The 13984-nt window shown below is 65.7% G+C and carries 16 protein-coding genes; 6 read left to right on the top strand and 10 right to left on the bottom strand.

Annotated features, from left to right (window positions below; genetic code table 11):
- The first annotated feature begins 11 nt into the window (after window positions 1-11).
- Complete coding sequence (locus ABIA73_RS01725; RefSeq protein WP_140226950.1) at window positions 12-707, top strand: type 1 glutamine amidotransferase domain-containing protein; 696 nt, start codon at window positions 12-14, stop codon at window positions 705-707.
- A gap of 16 nt (window positions 708-723) precedes the next feature.
- Here ABIA73_RS01725 and ABIA73_RS01720 read toward each other — a convergent pair whose 3' ends face one another.
- Window positions 724-1305 (bottom strand): TetR/AcrR family transcriptional regulator, encoded by a 582-nt coding sequence (locus ABIA73_RS01720; RefSeq protein WP_140226949.1) that lies wholly within the window; start codon window positions 1303-1305, stop codon window positions 724-726.
- Between the two features lie 144 nt (window positions 1306-1449).
- On the opposite strand from ABIA73_RS01720, the gene ABIA73_RS01715 reads away from it, so the two are divergent.
- Genes ABIA73_RS01715 through ABIA73_RS01705 form a run of 3 tightly spaced genes read left to right on the top strand, consistent with a single transcriptional unit; the run spans window position 1450 to window position 4457 of the window.
- Window positions 1450-2547, top strand: a complete 1098-nt coding sequence (locus ABIA73_RS01715; protein WP_354275326.1) for an alkene reductase — start codon at window positions 1450-1452, stop codon at window positions 2545-2547.
- A gap of 46 nt (window positions 2548-2593) precedes the next feature.
- A complete protein-coding gene (locus tag ABIA73_RS01710) occupies window positions 2594-3382 on the top strand; it encodes an SDR family NAD(P)-dependent oxidoreductase (protein WP_223495154.1) in 789 nt (262 codons plus the stop codon).
- A 52-nt stretch (window positions 3383-3434) separates the two neighbouring features.
- Window positions 3435-4457, top strand: coding sequence for an NADP-dependent oxidoreductase (locus ABIA73_RS01705; protein WP_354275325.1), 1023 nt, complete (start codon window positions 3435-3437; stop codon window positions 4455-4457).
- Between the two features lie 66 nt (window positions 4458-4523).
- Here ABIA73_RS01705 and ABIA73_RS01700 read toward each other — a convergent pair whose 3' ends face one another.
- Window positions 4524-4682: a hypothetical protein gene (locus tag ABIA73_RS01700; RefSeq protein WP_223495158.1), complete on the bottom strand. Its 159-nt coding sequence runs from the start codon at window positions 4680-4682 to the stop codon at window positions 4524-4526.
- Window positions 4683-4920: 238 nt separating this feature from the next.
- Here ABIA73_RS01700 and ABIA73_RS01695 point away from each other — a divergent pair, with 238 nt between their 5' ends.
- The gene (locus ABIA73_RS01695) at window positions 4921-5325 is read left to right on the top strand and encodes a hypothetical protein (RefSeq protein WP_354275324.1); all 405 of its coding nucleotides are present in this window, start codon (window positions 4921-4923) and stop codon (window positions 5323-5325) included.
- Between the two features lie 99 nt (window positions 5326-5424).
- Here the strand turns inward: ABIA73_RS01695 and ABIA73_RS01690 are convergent, their stop codons facing one another.
- The 6 genes from ABIA73_RS01690 to ABIA73_RS01665 form a co-directional block, all read right to left on the bottom strand.
- Window positions 5425-5784, bottom strand: a complete 360-nt coding sequence (locus ABIA73_RS01690; RefSeq protein ID WP_354275323.1) for a hypothetical protein — start codon at window positions 5782-5784, stop codon at window positions 5425-5427.
- Window positions 5785-5864: 80 nt separating this feature from the next.
- A complete protein-coding gene (locus ABIA73_RS01685) occupies window positions 5865-7439 on the bottom strand; it encodes an alpha/beta fold hydrolase (protein ID WP_354275322.1) in 1575 nt (524 codons plus the stop codon).
- 124 nt (window positions 7440-7563) lie between these two features.
- Window positions 7564-8835, bottom strand: coding sequence for a carbohydrate porin (locus tag ABIA73_RS01680; protein WP_033831149.1), 1272 nt, complete (start codon window positions 8833-8835; stop codon window positions 7564-7566).
- On the bottom strand, window positions 8832-10229 hold the full coding sequence (locus ABIA73_RS01675) for a c-type cytochrome (protein ID WP_033831150.1): 1398 nt from the start codon (window positions 10227-10229) through the stop codon (window positions 8832-8834). The genes ABIA73_RS01680 and ABIA73_RS01675 overlap by 4 nt, the downstream gene beginning before the upstream one ends.
- Window positions 10226-11866: a GMC family oxidoreductase gene (locus ABIA73_RS01670; protein WP_032974706.1), complete on the bottom strand. Its 1641-nt coding sequence runs from the start codon at window positions 11864-11866 to the stop codon at window positions 10226-10228. Before ABIA73_RS01670 ends, ABIA73_RS01675 begins: the two co-directional genes overlap by 4 nt.
- Window positions 11867-11912: 46 nt before the next feature.
- Entirely contained in the window at window positions 11913-12446 is a 534-nt protein-coding gene (locus tag ABIA73_RS01665; protein WP_080278295.1) for a sugar dehydrogenase complex small subunit, read from the bottom strand.
- 247 nt (window positions 12447-12693) lie between these two features.
- Here ABIA73_RS01665 and ABIA73_RS01660 point away from each other — a divergent pair, with 247 nt between their 5' ends.
- Window positions 12694-12933: a hypothetical protein gene (locus ABIA73_RS01660; protein WP_025874502.1), complete on the top strand. Its 240-nt coding sequence runs from the start codon at window positions 12694-12696 to the stop codon at window positions 12931-12933.
- Window positions 12934-12986: 53 nt separating this feature from the next.
- Here ABIA73_RS01660 and ABIA73_RS01655 read toward each other — a convergent pair whose 3' ends face one another.
- Complete coding sequence (locus ABIA73_RS01655) at window positions 12987-13433, bottom strand: hypothetical protein (protein ID WP_354275321.1); 447 nt, start codon at window positions 13431-13433, stop codon at window positions 12987-12989.
- Complete coding sequence (locus tag ABIA73_RS01650; RefSeq protein ID WP_354275320.1) at window positions 13430-13900, bottom strand: BLUF domain-containing protein; 471 nt, start codon at window positions 13898-13900, stop codon at window positions 13430-13432. The genes ABIA73_RS01655 and ABIA73_RS01650 overlap by 4 nt, the downstream gene beginning before the upstream one ends.
- Window positions 13901-13984: the final 84 nt, after the last annotated feature.

The following is a 13984-nucleotide window of genomic DNA, read 5'->3' as shown; positions in this document are numbered from 1 at the left end:
AGGCGTATCTGATGAACCGTCGCATCCTTCATGTTGTCACCAACGTCGCGCATTACGATGACCCCAGCCACAGGACCGGGCTCTGGTTGTCGGAACTGACGCATGCCTACGACCTGTTCGCCGGGCAAGGCCATGAACAGCACCTGGTCAGCCCGCGCGGCGGGCACTCACCGCTTGAGCCGCGCTCGCTGAAATGGCCGGCGCTGGACCATTCGGCGAAGGCATGGCTGCAGGATCCGGAGCGCATGGCACTGCTGGACAACACGCTCGCCCCCGACAACGTCGACGCTGCCGCGTACGACGCGATCTACTTCACCGGTGGGCATGCGGTGATGTGGGATTTCCCGGACAGCGAGGGCATCCAGAAAATCACGCGGGGCATCCATGAGCAGGGCGGAATCGTCTCGGCGGTCTGCCACGGCTATTGCGGCCTGCTCAATACGCGGCTGAGCGATGGGAAACTGCTGGTGCAGGGCCGGCGGGTAACAGGATTCTCCTGGACCGAGGAAATCCTGGCGGGTGTTTCCAGGCAGATGCCATACAACGCGCAGGCGGAAATGTCCCGGCGAGGAGCCCTGTACGAGAAGGGACTACTGCCGTTCGTGCCGAAGGTGGTTGTCGATGGCAGGCTGGTCACCGGCCAGAATCCGCAGTCGGCCAAGGCGACGGCAAAAGCGGTTGCGGCGCTGCTGCGCACGTCCGGCTAGCGCTGCAGGACGCAGCTCAGCGGCTGGACGCAGCTGGCAACCGGGCCAGCAGATCCGCCCGGCATGCATCCAGGATTTCGTCCGCCAGCGGCGATTCGTCCGGGCAGGACCTCGACAGCACCAGCGCGCCGACCGCTTGAGCCATCAGCGCAATCCTGCGCGCACGCGCCGCATCGCCCGGATCGCGCTGCGCCTGCCCCTCCTGCGTGGCACGTGTTGCCAGCCTGGCCTCGATGCCGGCCGCGAAGGCAGCCTTGACCGCGTCCGTCTGCCGCGCCGCGTCGGTGCACAGCGCCGCCAGCGTGCAACCCTGGCCGGGCCCGTCGCGGTGCGCGCGGGACAGGTACTCGCTCACGAATGCCTGCACATCCAGATCAGCCACCGCTGCAGCCGAGCTGGTCAGGCCGCAGGCGGCTGCTTCGGCCATCAGGTCGGCCTTCGAGCCGAAATGCTTGTAGAAGCCGCCATGGGTGAAGCCAGCGGCGGCCATCAGGTCGGCCACGCCAACGCCGTCGTAGCCGCGCTCGCGGAACAGCGTGGAGGCGGTTTCGACGATGTGTGCCCGGTTGGCCTGAGCCTGTGCCTTGGTGACCTTCATGAGCCTTCGCCCTTGGGAGTCCTGTCGCGTGTGGAGGGCACTTTAACACACATAGATTATATTCATCATCAAACCATTGACATCAATGATGATGGTCATCATCATTGATCCAGACCCCTCCTCCGTAGACGAGCCCACCCTCCCATGTCCGACGCCACGCTTTTCCAGCCCTATCCCCTCGGCCCGCTGACGCTGGCCAACCGCATCGTGATGGCACCGCTGACGCGCAACCGCGCCGGCCAGGGCCTGGTGCCCAGTCCGCTGGCGAGCACCTACTACGCCCAGCGCGCATCGGCCGGCCTGATCATCACCGAAGCCACCCAGGTCTCGGCGCAGGCGCAGGGTTACCAGGACACCCCGGGGCTGTACACGCAGGACCAGATCGACGGCTGGCGCACCGTCACCGATGCGGTGCACGCACGCGGCGGGCACATCTTCGTGCAGCTGTGGCACGTCGGCCGCATCTCGCACGTCGACCTGCAGCCCGGCAACGCCGCGCCGGTTTCCGCCTCGGCCCTCCGCGCGCAGACCAAGACCTTCGTCAACAATGGTTTCGTCGATGTGTCCGAGCCGCGCGCCCTGGAAATCGACGAGCTGCCCGCCATCGTCGACGATTTCCGCCAGGCCGCTGCCAACGCCATCGCAGCGGGTTTTGACGGCGTGGAGATCCACGGCGCCAACGGCTACCTGCTCGAACAGTTCATCAAGGACGGGGCCAACCAGCGCACCGACGCGTATGGCGGCTCGGTCGAGAACCGTGCCCGCCTCCTGCTTGAGGTGACCGCTGCGGTGGCGCGCGAAATCGGCGCTGACCGCACCGGCGTGCGCATTTCGCCGGTGTCGCCGGCCAATGCCATTTCCACCGTCAGCGATCCGCAGCCCCAGTACGACTACATCGTCGATCAACTCAGCGCACTGGGCATTGTCTACCTGCATGTGGTCGAGGGCGCCACGGGTGGCCCGCGCGATGTGGCACCGTTCGACTTCGATGGGCTGCGCCGTCGCTTCAACGGCACCTACCTGGCCAACAACGGCTACGACCTGCAGCTGGCCAGCGCCCGTGTATCCGAAGGCAAGGCCGATCTGGTCGCCTTCGGTCGCCCGTTCATCAGCAACCCCGATCTGGTCGAGCGCCTCAAGCGCGGCGCAGCGCTGGCGGCACTGAACCCGGCCACGCTGTATGGCGGTGGCGCCGAAGGCTACACCGACTACCCCACCCTGGCTGAAGCGCACGCGCAGTAACGCGGCCGCCCGCATCCGACACGTCCCCCGTCCAGAGAAGCCCATCATGTCCGTCCTCCCTTCCGTCCTCATCACCGGCGCTTCCAGCGGCATCGGTGCCACCTATGCCGACCGCTTCGCGCGGCGCGGACATGACCTCGTCCTGGTCGCGCGTGACAGCGCCCGCCTGGAAGCACTCGCCGCACGACTGCGCCAAGAGACCGGCGTGGCGGTGGACATACTGCCGGCCGATCTCACCCAGGCTGACGCGCTGGCCACGGTCGAGGCACGGCTGCGCGACGATGCGCGCATCGGCATCCTCGTCAACAATGCCGGTATCGCCCAGTCCGGCGACTTCCTCGCACAGTCGGCCGACGCCATCGAACGCCTGGTCACCCTGAACACCACCGCGCTCACGCGCCTGGCCGCCGCCATTGCGCCGCGGCTGGTCGGTGCCGGCAACGGCGCGATCGTCAACATCGGATCGGTGGTTGGCCTTGCACCGGAGTTCGGCATGTCCGTGTACGGCGCGAGCAAGGCGTATGTGCTGTTCCTGTCGCAGGGCCTGAGCCAGGAACTGGCCCCGAAGGGCGTCCATGTGCAGGCGGTGCTGCCCGCTGCCACGCGCACCGAGATCTGGGAACGCGCCGGTATCGACATCACCACGCTTGCTGAAGTGATGGACGTTGGCGAACTGGTCGATGCAGCGCTGGTCGGCTTCGATCGTCGCGAAACGGTGACCATTCCGCCGCTGCACGTGGCCGAACGCTGGGACACGCTGGATGGCGCACGTCAGGCCCTGCTCGGCGACATCCACCAGGCGCACGCCGCAGAGCGCTACCGCACCGGCGCCTGAGGCCGGCCTCCGTTGCATCCACCCGGCCCCATCACTGCAGGAACCGTCCGCCATGAAAGCCTTCATCATTGACCGCTACAGCAGCAAGGACGTCGGCCGCATCGCCGACGTGCCCGAGCCGCATGTGGGCGACGACGATGTCCTGATCCGGGTTCATGCCGCAGGCGTGAATGCACTGGACAGCAAGATCAGGCACGGCGAGTTCAAACAGATCCTGCCCTATCGCTTTCCGTTGATCCTGGGCAACGATGTGGCCGGGACGGTGGTGCGGGTCGGCGATCGCGCAGGCCGGTTCAAGCCGGGCGACCCGGTGTATGCCCGCCCGGACGATGATCGCATCGGCGGATTTGCCGAGTACATCGCGGTCAAGGCCTCTTCGGTAGCACCAATACCGAAGAACCTTGGCATGGTCGAGGCGGCCGCCCTGCCACTTGTGGCACTGACCGCCTGGCAGGTGCTGGTCGAAACCGCAGCACTGAAGAAGGGACAGCGGGTCTTCATCCAGGCCGGCTCCGGTGGCGTCGGCACGATTGCGATCCAGCTTGCCAAGCACCTGGGCGCCTTCGTCGCCACCACCACCAGCACGGCCAACGTTGCCTGGGTGAAGGCACTCGGTGCGGACGTCGTCATCGATTACCGGCAGCAGGACTTCGCTGCCGTGCTGCGTGACTACGACGTGGTCCTCAACAGCCTCGGCAGCGACGAACTCGATCGATCCCTCGGCATCCTCAAGCCCGGCGGTCACCTGATTTCCATTTCCGGGCCACCCACGCCGGCATTCGGTGCGGCAAGAGGATTGGCCTGGCCGCTTCGGCAGGTGCTGCGCCTGTTGAGCCTTCGCATCCGCCGCAAGGCCGCGCGCAGGAACATCCGGTACAGCTTCGTGTTCATGCGTGCTGATGGGCAACAGCTGGAACAGGTCACCGCACTGGTCGAATCAGGCGCCCTGCGCCCGGTGGTGGACACGGTATTTCCCTTCGAGGATACCGGCAGAGCATTGGCCCACATGGACGGCGGCCGCGCCAAGGGCAAGGTGGTGGTGCAGATGGTGCACACACAGCACGTGCAGCCCTGAGGAGGCAGCATCGGGCCCGCTGCTTTCAACAGCGCCGAAGCCCTCGCCCATTGCTGCTCCGCGCCGTCACCGCGGTCGCGCTGCAGGAATCGACGGAGCCGGCGTTTTGGGCGCGGTCGTGCCGGCGGCCGCATATTCACGCGCCTTGACGCGGAACGGGGCGATGCATCCGGCAAGGCTGATGCAGATGGAAAGAGAAAGTGCGATCAAAGCCAGAGTCTTCATCGAGGTGCCAGGTTGCGGGGGGTGTGTTTGCAGCGCCATGTTCAGGTGCTCGAGGCTGCAAGTCCATCTCCATCTGCCAACACTGGCCCGTACCATCAGGACCCATATCCTCCTCTGCCCGACGCCTGTATCCGGGCAGCACCGATCGCGCCCTTACCCGCCTCTGGGCACGTGCTAGGCTGGCCCGGCAGAACCTGCGCACGATATCCCCGCTGCACTCCCCTCCGGGCCGACTTCGATGAAGAACCCTCGCCTGCCTGCCTCCCAGCCGAACAGTGCATTGGACGGTCCGTCGCCCGACCTGTTCGTCGCCCTGCGGGATCTGCTGCTCACCTACAAGGCCGATCTTCTGGTGGTACACGATGATCCTGGTCGCTTCTACGCCAATTGCAGGAACGCAGACGCCAAGGGCAAGGCGCAGTTCTTCGGCGCGGTGAAGGCATCGGGCCGCAGGCATTCATTCCACTTCATGCCCGTCTACACCTTTCCCGAGCTTCTGGTGGGCATCAGCCCGGCCCTGAAGAAGCATATGCAAGGAAAGTCCTGCTTCAACTTCGATGCCTGGGATCCGGCGTTGCTGCACGAGCTGCGGATGCTCATCGACCAGGGTGCGTCCCGCTACAGGACGGCCGGCAAGCTTTGAGTGCACCACGCAGTCCGCAGGTGTCTTCTGGTGTCCTCAGCTGGATCTGACAGGATGGCAGGAGGCCCCGCGCGCTGCAGCACGGCACAACACGTAGTGTCAGATACAGGCCCAGGCCAGCCATCCGCCCAGTGGCAACACGGCCAGCAGGGCGAGCACGCCAAGGCAGCCGCCGTTGCTGTTGCTGGTGGTGGATGTGAAATCGCTCCGAGCGTCGCCGCTTCTCCGCTCGGACGGCGGCTGTGACTGCAGCCACTGGCGATGGCAGGCCTGGCAGAAGAACCGGGTCTTGCCATTGCGCCAGGCGTTGCTGGTGCGATCATTGTGGTGAGCGGCGCTGCCGCAGCGACCGCACTTGAAGATCCGCGAAGGTGGCTGTCGCTTCCTGTTGAACAGGGCCAGCACTACCACCAGCGCGATGGCGGCTGCCGCTGTGCCGATCAGCGTTTCCGGCCCCATCGAATACTCCATGCGTCATGAATGCGAACAGCGTAACCAACGCAAGCAGGCGCCCGCAACGACGGGCGCCCGCTTGCAACTCAATGCAACGGCACCTTCAGCACCGATGGTGCGGACGCGGGCGAACTGAAGGTCACCACCCCGCCCAACTGGCTGATGCCTGCATAGCGCAGGTCCACCGTATCGACCACCAGCGTCAGCCGGCTGCCCGCCGGAATGTTCCAGCTGCTCGCTTCCAGGCGCAGATCGAGGGTGGTCGCCTGGCCGGGCGCAACGCCTCGCAGGGTGTAGGGCTTGTGGCTGATCAGCTGGCCATTGCCCAGCACATCTTCCGCGTACAGATAGGCATACAGCGTGGTGTTGGCGCGGCTGGGGGTAACGGTCACGCGCACTTCCGGCGCGCCGTCCAGGCGGCGTGCGTTCCAGTACACCGGCCCCTGCCAGACGCCGGCGGCGTTGCGCCCGATGAAAGGCACGTACGCACCCGGCGGAATGTTGATCATCTGCAGCGAGCCGGACACCATCGCCACGCCGGAATTGGCGGCGGTCCCCAGGCCACTGCCGATGCGGTAGTTCCAGCCATTGCTGCGCCCGTTCTCAGCCAGGCCGCCAGTGGGCAGAAGCATGCCGCCGGGTGCGGTCAACGCGTAGCTGACCGCACCACTGTTGGTCGCCTGCCAGTTCGGGTAGCTGCTCCAGCTGCCCTTCTGCGACTTCAGCTGCACCGCCGGCTCGCGGTCGATGCCGTTGGCCACGCCCTTGAGGTAATGGTCGAACCAGTCACCCGCCGAGTCGTAGACCTCGTTTGGAATACCCAGTGCGCCCAAGGCCTCGTTGAGGGCATGGTCGCCGTGGCGCAGTTGCAGCTGCTTGGGGCCTTTCAGCTGGTTGAAGAAGTCCACCAGCTGACCCGGCGGGAACAGGCTGTCGTTGAAGGCGTTGGCCAGGAACACGGCCGGCTGGTTGGCGTTGATCTCGCTGATGCTCGCAGCGGGGCTGCGGATGGCGGCCACGGGCAGCAGCGATTCCACTGCACCCTGGTAGTTGCCGACCACCACGTTGCGGTTGATCGTGGCCAGCTCTGCCCCGGGTCGGCCGGTGACCAGGCCGGCGGCCACCAGCAGCGCGATTCCCTGTGCGCTGGGGGTGTCGTTGGCGTACAGCGACGCCTGCAGGTCGGCCCATCCGCTGAGGGCGGCCACCGCCTTGATGCGGGGATCGCGTGCCGCCGCCAGCAGGCTGGTGCCGGCGCCGTAGGAGATGCCCGAGACGCCGATCCGCGCCGGGTCGGCCTGGGTGTTGTCCAGCGCCCAGTCGATCAATGCGCTGACATCCTCGACCGTGGCCGGCCCGGCGATATCGATGGCCCCGCCGGACTCCCAGAAGCCGCGCGAGCTGTAGCTGAGGACCACATAGCCGCGCTTGGCCAGGGACTGTGCCACCCCTACGTATTCCACGCTGGGAACGGCCCAGCTGCTGGGCATCACCAGCAGCGGGTACTTGCCGCCACCTGCGTCCTGGGGTTCGATGACAAAGACCCCGAGGGGCGTGCCATCCCAACTGGGAAGGGTGCGGTGGGTGGTCTTGACCGTGGCAGCCCAGGCGGTGGGCGCCAGTCCGGTCAGCAGGATCAACAGCAGCAATACCTTGCGCATCGTCGTCTCTCCCCGTCGTTGGTGGTGCAACGGGCAGGACCGTACCAGTGCGAATGGTGGCTTACACCTTGCGTTGCAGCATGGGGCGCACGTTCGGCACCCCATGCTGCGGGCTCTGAACCGCCTACAGCGTCGCCTGCGCCTGCAGGGTGAACACCCAGCTGTCGGGTCGGCTGGCATAGGCGCCGGGCCGTGCCACGTACTGCACCGCCGGCCGCAGCACCAGCCACGGGGCGACCTGCACGCCGTAGTTCAGCTCGACGAACTGCTCGTTGCTCTGCACATCCTTTCCGGTCAGCTGCTGATGGCGGGCGAGCCGGTCGGAGATGTCCAGCCGGTTCCAGGCCAGGCTGAGCACATCATCTTCGCGCGATGCGATCACGCCACGCCAGCTCACGCCGGCTTCCCACGAGTAGCGCATCAGCCCTGTTTTTGCGTCGGCACGGGTAGCCACGCCGAACACCGAAATGCCGCGCACCGTGTCACCCTCGGGCTTCCACACCCGCTGTGCGGCCTGCACGTACGAACCGCTGCGATGCGAAGCGCGAGGTGCCGTCGGGTCACCGATGTCATCGGCGTTGGAGGTATCCAGGTAGTAGCCGACCTTGTAGGTACCGCCATAGTCCTCGCCGGACTTGCCATGGCTGTAGCCCAGCTCGACCGGCAGGAACAGGCCGGTCTTTCCCTTCGTCGAAACACGGAAGCCACTGTTGGCCTGCTTGCGCGTCGGGTTGACGTCGTAGATGCCGGTCTGTGCGTACCAGCCTGAAGGATCATTCCACTTTACCCGCAGACCCCATTGGCCTGTCGGATTGTCCAACCAGCCAGAACTGTAGATCGGGCCTAGCGGATGCCCGCACTGGCCGTTGTTGTTGAAGTTGCAGGTGTAAGGCAAGCCACCGAAGTCGTTGCCCATCGAGTAGAAGCCACCCTTAAGGCTCAACCGCTTGCCCAGCAGCAAACGCTCGTAGGAGAGCTCGTTGAAACGCAGGTTCTGGCCCTGGCCATAGAAGGCCTGGTTCTGGATGTAGGAACCAGTGGATCGTTCGTTGATGGCGTTGCCGAAGCGATCGGAGAACACCACGCGCAGGGTGCCGTCGAAGCCGAATGCCTTGCCGGTGTCGATCGTCGCGCCCAGGTCGATGTGCTCGGCGGTGGACCAGCCACTGCCCTTGTAACCATCGCTGTTGACGCCGCTGCCGATCACGATGCGTGCGCTGGGGGTAACGCCGTGGTCCTGCAGCCAGAGGCGCGCTGCCCAATCCGCGCTCAGCGGCGTCTGCGCGACGCTGTCGACCGATTTGTGCTTGGCGGTGGCACCTGATTCGGCAGCCGACACCGACCCGTTGACGATGAAGGCAAGCAGCCCGATGCCGGTCAAGGATACGAAATTCATGCGGCCGCCCTCCGCGCCTTCCGGGTCTTCCAGGCGCGTCGCACCAGCAGCACGATGCCTACCAACGCCAGCACGGCAAGGATGAGCATCGGCAGCCACAAGCGTGCAATCTTCGCCAGAAGTGGCTTCTCGCCGCCGGCACGGGTCAGCGCAACCTGCGCCTCGGTGACCTGGTCGCCCGGCCCGAACTGCGTGCGCACGTAGGTCGCAACCGCTGCGATATCGGCGTCACTCAGGTCCTGCACGAACGAGCCTTTCGAGAAGTGCGGCATCAACGCGTGTTCGCCGTGCACATCGCGGTCAATGCCGCCGATGATGGTGGCGATCAGGTTCTGCGGGCGGGTCATGCCGACGGTAGTGTTGTGCACCAGGGAGGGGTAGTACCCGTCCCTGCTGCCCTCGCCGCGCGAACCGTGGCAGCTTGCACACAGGCCCGAATACAGCACACCGCCCGAGGCCAATGCAGCACTCGTTCCGCGTACCGGCTGCTCACCCGGCGCCGTGGCGGCGTCTCCCCACGCGAAGGCGGCCCGCGTGGCATCAGGGTCGGCCACGGCCGGCACCGTGCGCAGGTACGCGACGATGGCGGCGATGTCCTCGTCCTGCAGCTTGGACAGGCTGTTGCTCACCGCTTCGGCCATGCCGCCGCCGGCCTGCGCCTTACCGGCGACGCGGCCGGTCTTCAGGTACTGGGCCAGCTCGGCATCGCTCCAACCCCCGATACCGCTGGTGGGGTGGGAGGTGATGTTGGGGGCGTACCAGTCACCCAGCGATCCGCCGGCGAAGGCCTTGCCACCCACTTCCTGCATCATCAGCCCGCGCGGACTGTGGCAGCTGGAGCAGTGCGCCAGACCCTCCACCAGATAGGCGCCGCGATTCCACTGCGCGCTCCTGCCCGCATCGGGGGTGAACGTTTCCTTGTCCAGGAACAGCAGGTTCCACACCGCCATGGACTGGCGGATGCTGAAGGGAAACGGCAGCTCGGTCGCGTGAGCTTCCTCATCGACCGGCGCCACCTCCTTCATGAAGTAGGTATACAGCGCGTGGATGTCCTCGTCGGTCAGCTTGGCATAGGAGGTATAGGGCATCGCCGGATACAGATGGGCGCCATCCTTGCGCACGCCTTCGCGTACCGCCTTGGCGAAATCGTCTTCGCTGTAGAGGCCGATGCCATGGCTTCTGGAGGGCGTGATGTTGCTTGCCCATATCTCACCCAGCGGCGAGGCAATCGCGTAGCCGCCTGCGTAGGGTTTGCCCTGCTTGGGGCTGGTGTGGCATGCCACGCAGTCCGCAGCGACCGAGAGGTAGCGCCCACGTTCGGCAACCTCGTCTGCGCGCGCGGATTGGCTGGCTGCAGCTAGCATCATCAGCAGAAGCGAGCAGAAGGTCTTCATGCGGCACGCTCGATGGCATCTGCTGCCTTCAGCGCAAGCGCGGCCATGGTCAAGGTGCTGTTGACCACGCTGGCCGACACCATCGGGCCGCCACCCGGGAGCCACAGGTTGGGATGATCGTGTGCGCGGCAATCGCCATCGACCACCGAATCGCGCGGATCCGCGCCCATGATGGTCGAGCCCATGATGTGGTTGTTGGCGTTGAGCGCCGTGGTGATGACGAATTCCTCGGCGTTGAACAGCGAGCCGATGTGACGCAACTGCTTGCAGGACTCGTCATAGCCCTTGCGGGCGTAGTCGCCCAGCGAGTAATGGATATCGGGGCAGGCCAGGCCGTGGCCATCGACCCGCGTTTTCGACAGCGTCAACCGGTTGCTGGGATCCGGCAAGGGTTCCAGGCTGATCGAAAGATCCACGCCGAAGACCGCACGGCGGCGGATCTCCGCATCCAGCGCGTCGCCGACCAGGCCTTTCTTCAGCGCCTGGTCGGTGGCGATCGCCACCCGGCTGATGTTGTTGAGGATGATCTTGGTGGCCGAGTACTGCGAGCGGAAGGCGCCGTCGCGCGGGCCAACCATGCAGCTGGACTGCGCCGGTCCACGGCCCAGCCAGATCGGCCTGTCGGCAATGAACGAGCAGTGGAAACCGGAATGGTCGAGCATGTTACGCCCCACCTGGTCGGAACTGTTGGCGATGCCGTTCGGGTTCTGCTCATTGGCGGCGAGCAGCAGCAGACGCGGCGTCTCCAGTGCATTGCACGCAATCACGAAACTGCGGCCGGTGGCCTTGTGGCTGACCTTGTTGTTGTCATACCAGTGGATGGCCGTGACCCGGTTCTGCGCGTCGGTATCGATCTTGTAGGCCACTGCTTCGGCCAGCACCTGCGCACCCAGTTTCTCGGCCGCTTCGATGGTATGGATGCCGTTGTACATCGCGCCGATCGGGCAGATCGGCTGGCAGTTGTTGTTGCCGCAGCAGGCGGGCCGGTCGTTCCAGGGCGTGACCATGCGACCCTGCGGAATGGGCACCAGGTTGTAGCCGTGCGGATTGACCACCTCGGCGAACACCTTGTCACCGTTGCCCCAGGGAATCATGTCGGCGAGGTAGGGCCTGGATCGCTCGGAGGGGCTCTGCTTGTCCGGATCATTCGGCCCGGAGACGCCCATCGCCTCCTCGGCGCGGCAGTAATAAGGCTCGATGTCGTCGTAGCTGATCGGCCAGTCGCGCCCCACCCCGTAGGTGCTCTGCATCCTGAAGTCCACCGGCAGGTGGCGCCAGCAGGAGGCGGCCCAGTGCCAGGTGGTGCCACCCACGGCCTTGATGAAGCCCTGATGGAAGCTGCTGGCATCGGGGCCGGTCAGGCCCACGTAGTCATTGGCCGGGAAGTACAGCGGCGCGGTGGCAAGCGGTGACTGCGGATACGGCCCCTGGAAATCACTGCCGATGCGCCGTTCGAAGCTGACGTTGCGCCAGTTCTCGACCACGTCGGAACGATGCAGGCGGGGGCCCGCCTCCAGCACAAGAACCGATTTTCCGGCACGAACCAACTGGTGGGCGATCAATGCGCCGACGACGCCCGAACCGACGATCACAACATCGGCATCGGCGTCGCCATCACGGAAAACCGGAGCTTTCATGAGGGGAATCCATAACAATTACGGGAAAAGAGCTGGAAGCGCAGGCTCAGCCGTGCGCGCGTACCGCCGCCGGCGGTTCGGCCGTCCACCATGCGGGACCGCCTTGTGCGTAGGTGGGCGGGAACAGGCCATCGTCCACCGGGCGCTGCATCAGCGCATCGCGATAGGAAACGGTGATGGCCTGCGGCCCCTTGCCTACGCTGCCGGTGTACCAGGCAGTGATGATGGCCAGCGCTGTCGGCCGTGCATCGCCAGCGGCCGCCAGCAGCGCTTCAGGGCCCTGCACCTGTTGCGCCTTGGCCGCGAGTGCGGGGAACTGGGCGTGCATGTCGGGATGCAGCTTGGCGAAGGCGGCTTCGATGCGCCCGGCGGTTGCCGGATCAAGGTCGGACTTGCCGGTCAGTGCCTGGGAGAGCTGCAGAAAGCGGCCGTCCGTCCGTTTCGCTGGCGTGGCACCGGCATGGGTTGCCGGCGCCTTGCCGTTGCAGGCAACCAGCAGCGAAGCGGAGCCAACGGCCAGCAGGAAGGTTCTGCGCGTCAGGCCTTGCCCACTCCCTTCCAATCCCCCGGGAACACTCATGATGTGGACTCCTGATGCGTCACTTCTTCGGCTGCCCCTGACCGCGACGCGGGGGGCACCTACGCGGGCAACTTTAACGCACCTGAACGTCGTCGCGGAGTGAGCAGGAAGAGCCGAAGCGCGGCGAAGCACCCTTCTTCCCGGCACCAGCAGAGGCAGATTTCAGCCGGTGCGCTGCCGCCCCCGTCACGCCCGCACAACGCGCTCAACGCTAGAAGCAAGGGGTTTCCTACTCTGGAGAGTGGCCATGCGGGTACTGCTGCTGTGTGCCGTGGCGACGATGGCATTGTCGGCCTGCAACCAAGGCGAACCGACCGATAAGGCACAACATGCCGATGCGGTTCGGCAAACCCCGCCAGCGGCCAGCGCGCCGGCGCGCAACGTGCCCGGCGGCGGCAGCGGCACCGCCGCCTCCGAAGACCAGGCCTCGGGGCCAGAGGCCGAACGCGGGAAAGAAGCCGCGCCGCCGCCGCCGCCCAAGCGCTAGGCGCAGCCAGCCGCGAAGCCCCCGATGCGGGGGCGCCCGCCGAACAAGCGAATCTACTCGGCCTTTTCAAGCACGATGCGGACGAACGGTATCCAGTCATCGCCGACCCGATGCTCCCATTCCCCGGTCAGCAACTGCCGGTCGCTGCTGATCACGCCGTCGAACCGCTGGGACTGGCCCTGGATGGTGTACCTGCCGCCATCAAGTCGTGAAGTGAAATCGCTGGTGCCACCATCAGCGTCGTAGCTGCGGCTGAAGAAACCACCGGATTCAACATCGACGCCGATGATTTCCGTGGAGCGCACACGCTGCCCATCCATCATCGCGTCGACCTCATGCACCAGGAAGTGACCATTGGGCATCCACGTGTAAACGTCCGATGCGAACGACACCCCGCCCGTGCTGCCGTCGGGTTGCAGCGCGATGAGGGTGGTCTCCCACACTCCGGCAAGAACGTCCAGCCGGCGGTGGTGTCCGCTGTGGAAAGTTGCTTGTGTCATGGCGACTCCGTACTGGGTGAGACGGTATAGGGTTCAACCAGGGCGCGCAGCAGCTCCATGCCCGTGGCAGTAGTGGTGGGCGCAGCGGTGCCTTCGCGCTGGACGAAACCGGTCCAGTCCGCGCCGGCCACCCGCCTCAGCTCCGTCGGTTCCACCGGCAGCCAACGCATGGGCCAGAAAGGCAGGCGTCTCTGCCCCACCCTGCCGCGCTGCAGTTCGATCAGGCCGCTGTGGCTGCTGGCACCCAGCACCCGGGAATATGCCACCTGCAGGCCATCGTCCGGGCCTTCCATGTATTGCACAAAGCGCGCGCCATCGAACAGCAATACGCCAGTGACGCCGGCATCACGGTTGAAACGTGCTGCGTCATCCACGATTCCGCACAGCCTGCCCCCGGTCTGGCCCAGCCGGCTGGCAGCAATATCCGCTGCCGCCTCGCTGGTATATACAACGGCTCTGATGGGCACGTTCGACCTCCCTGCAGTGGGCTCCCAACCGTAGCAGAAGGCCGGTTGAGGCAGCGCAGCAGGCGCAGCCTGAAACAGAACAAT

Source organism: Stenotrophomonas sp. 2694, from assembly GCF_040548715.1.
Classification (GTDB): Bacteria; Pseudomonadota; Gammaproteobacteria; order Xanthomonadales; family Xanthomonadaceae; genus Stenotrophomonas; species Stenotrophomonas indicatrix.
The sequence above is the reverse complement of the archived record's forward strand: the minus strand, read 5'-3'. Positions and strand labels throughout refer to the sequence as shown.

Bases quoted from the DNA above. Each gene is read 5' to 3' on its own strand.
- ABIA73_RS01725 (WP_140226950.1), top strand. From the start codon at position 12: ATGAACCGTCGCATCCTTCATGTTGTCACCAACGTCGCGCATTACGAT.
- ABIA73_RS01720 (WP_140226949.1), bottom strand. From the start codon at position 1,305: ATGAAGGTCACCAAGGCACAGGCTCAGGCCAACCGGGCACACATCGTC.
- ABIA73_RS01715 (WP_354275326.1), top strand. From the start codon at position 1,450: ATGTCCGACGCCACGCTTTTCCAGCCCTATCCCCTCGGCCCGCTGACG.
- ABIA73_RS01710 (WP_223495154.1), top strand. From the start codon at position 2,594: ATGTCCGTCCTCCCTTCCGTCCTCATCACCGGCGCTTCCAGCGGCATC.
- ABIA73_RS01705 (WP_354275325.1), top strand. From the start codon at position 3,435: ATGAAAGCCTTCATCATTGACCGCTACAGCAGCAAGGACGTCGGCCGC.
- ABIA73_RS01700 (WP_223495158.1), bottom strand. From the start codon at position 4,682: ATGAAGACTCTGGCTTTGATCGCACTTTCTCTTTCCATCTGCATCAGC.
- ABIA73_RS01695 (WP_354275324.1), top strand. From the start codon at position 4,921: ATGAAGAACCCTCGCCTGCCTGCCTCCCAGCCGAACAGTGCATTGGAC.
- ABIA73_RS01690 (WP_354275323.1), bottom strand. From the start codon at position 5,784: ATGGGGCCGGAAACGCTGATCGGCACAGCGGCAGCCGCCATCGCGCTG.
- ABIA73_RS01685 (WP_354275322.1), bottom strand. From the start codon at position 7,439: ATGCGCAAGGTATTGCTGCTGTTGATCCTGCTGACCGGACTGGCGCCC.
- ABIA73_RS01680 (WP_033831149.1), bottom strand. From the start codon at position 8,835: ATGAATTTCGTATCCTTGACCGGCATCGGGCTGCTTGCCTTCATCGTC.
- ABIA73_RS01675 (WP_033831150.1), bottom strand. From the start codon at position 10,229: ATGAAGACCTTCTGCTCGCTTCTGCTGATGATGCTAGCTGCAGCCAGC.
- ABIA73_RS01670 (WP_032974706.1), bottom strand. From the start codon at position 11,866: ATGAAAGCTCCGGTTTTCCGTGATGGCGACGCCGATGCCGATGTTGTG.
- ABIA73_RS01665 (WP_080278295.1), bottom strand. From the start codon at position 12,446: ATGAGTGTTCCCGGGGGATTGGAAGGGAGTGGGCAAGGCCTGACGCGC.
- ABIA73_RS01660 (WP_025874502.1), top strand. From the start codon at position 12,694: ATGCGGGTACTGCTGCTGTGTGCCGTGGCGACGATGGCATTGTCGGCC.
- ABIA73_RS01655 (WP_354275321.1), bottom strand. From the start codon at position 13,433: ATGACACAAGCAACTTTCCACAGCGGACACCACCGCCGGCTGGACGTT.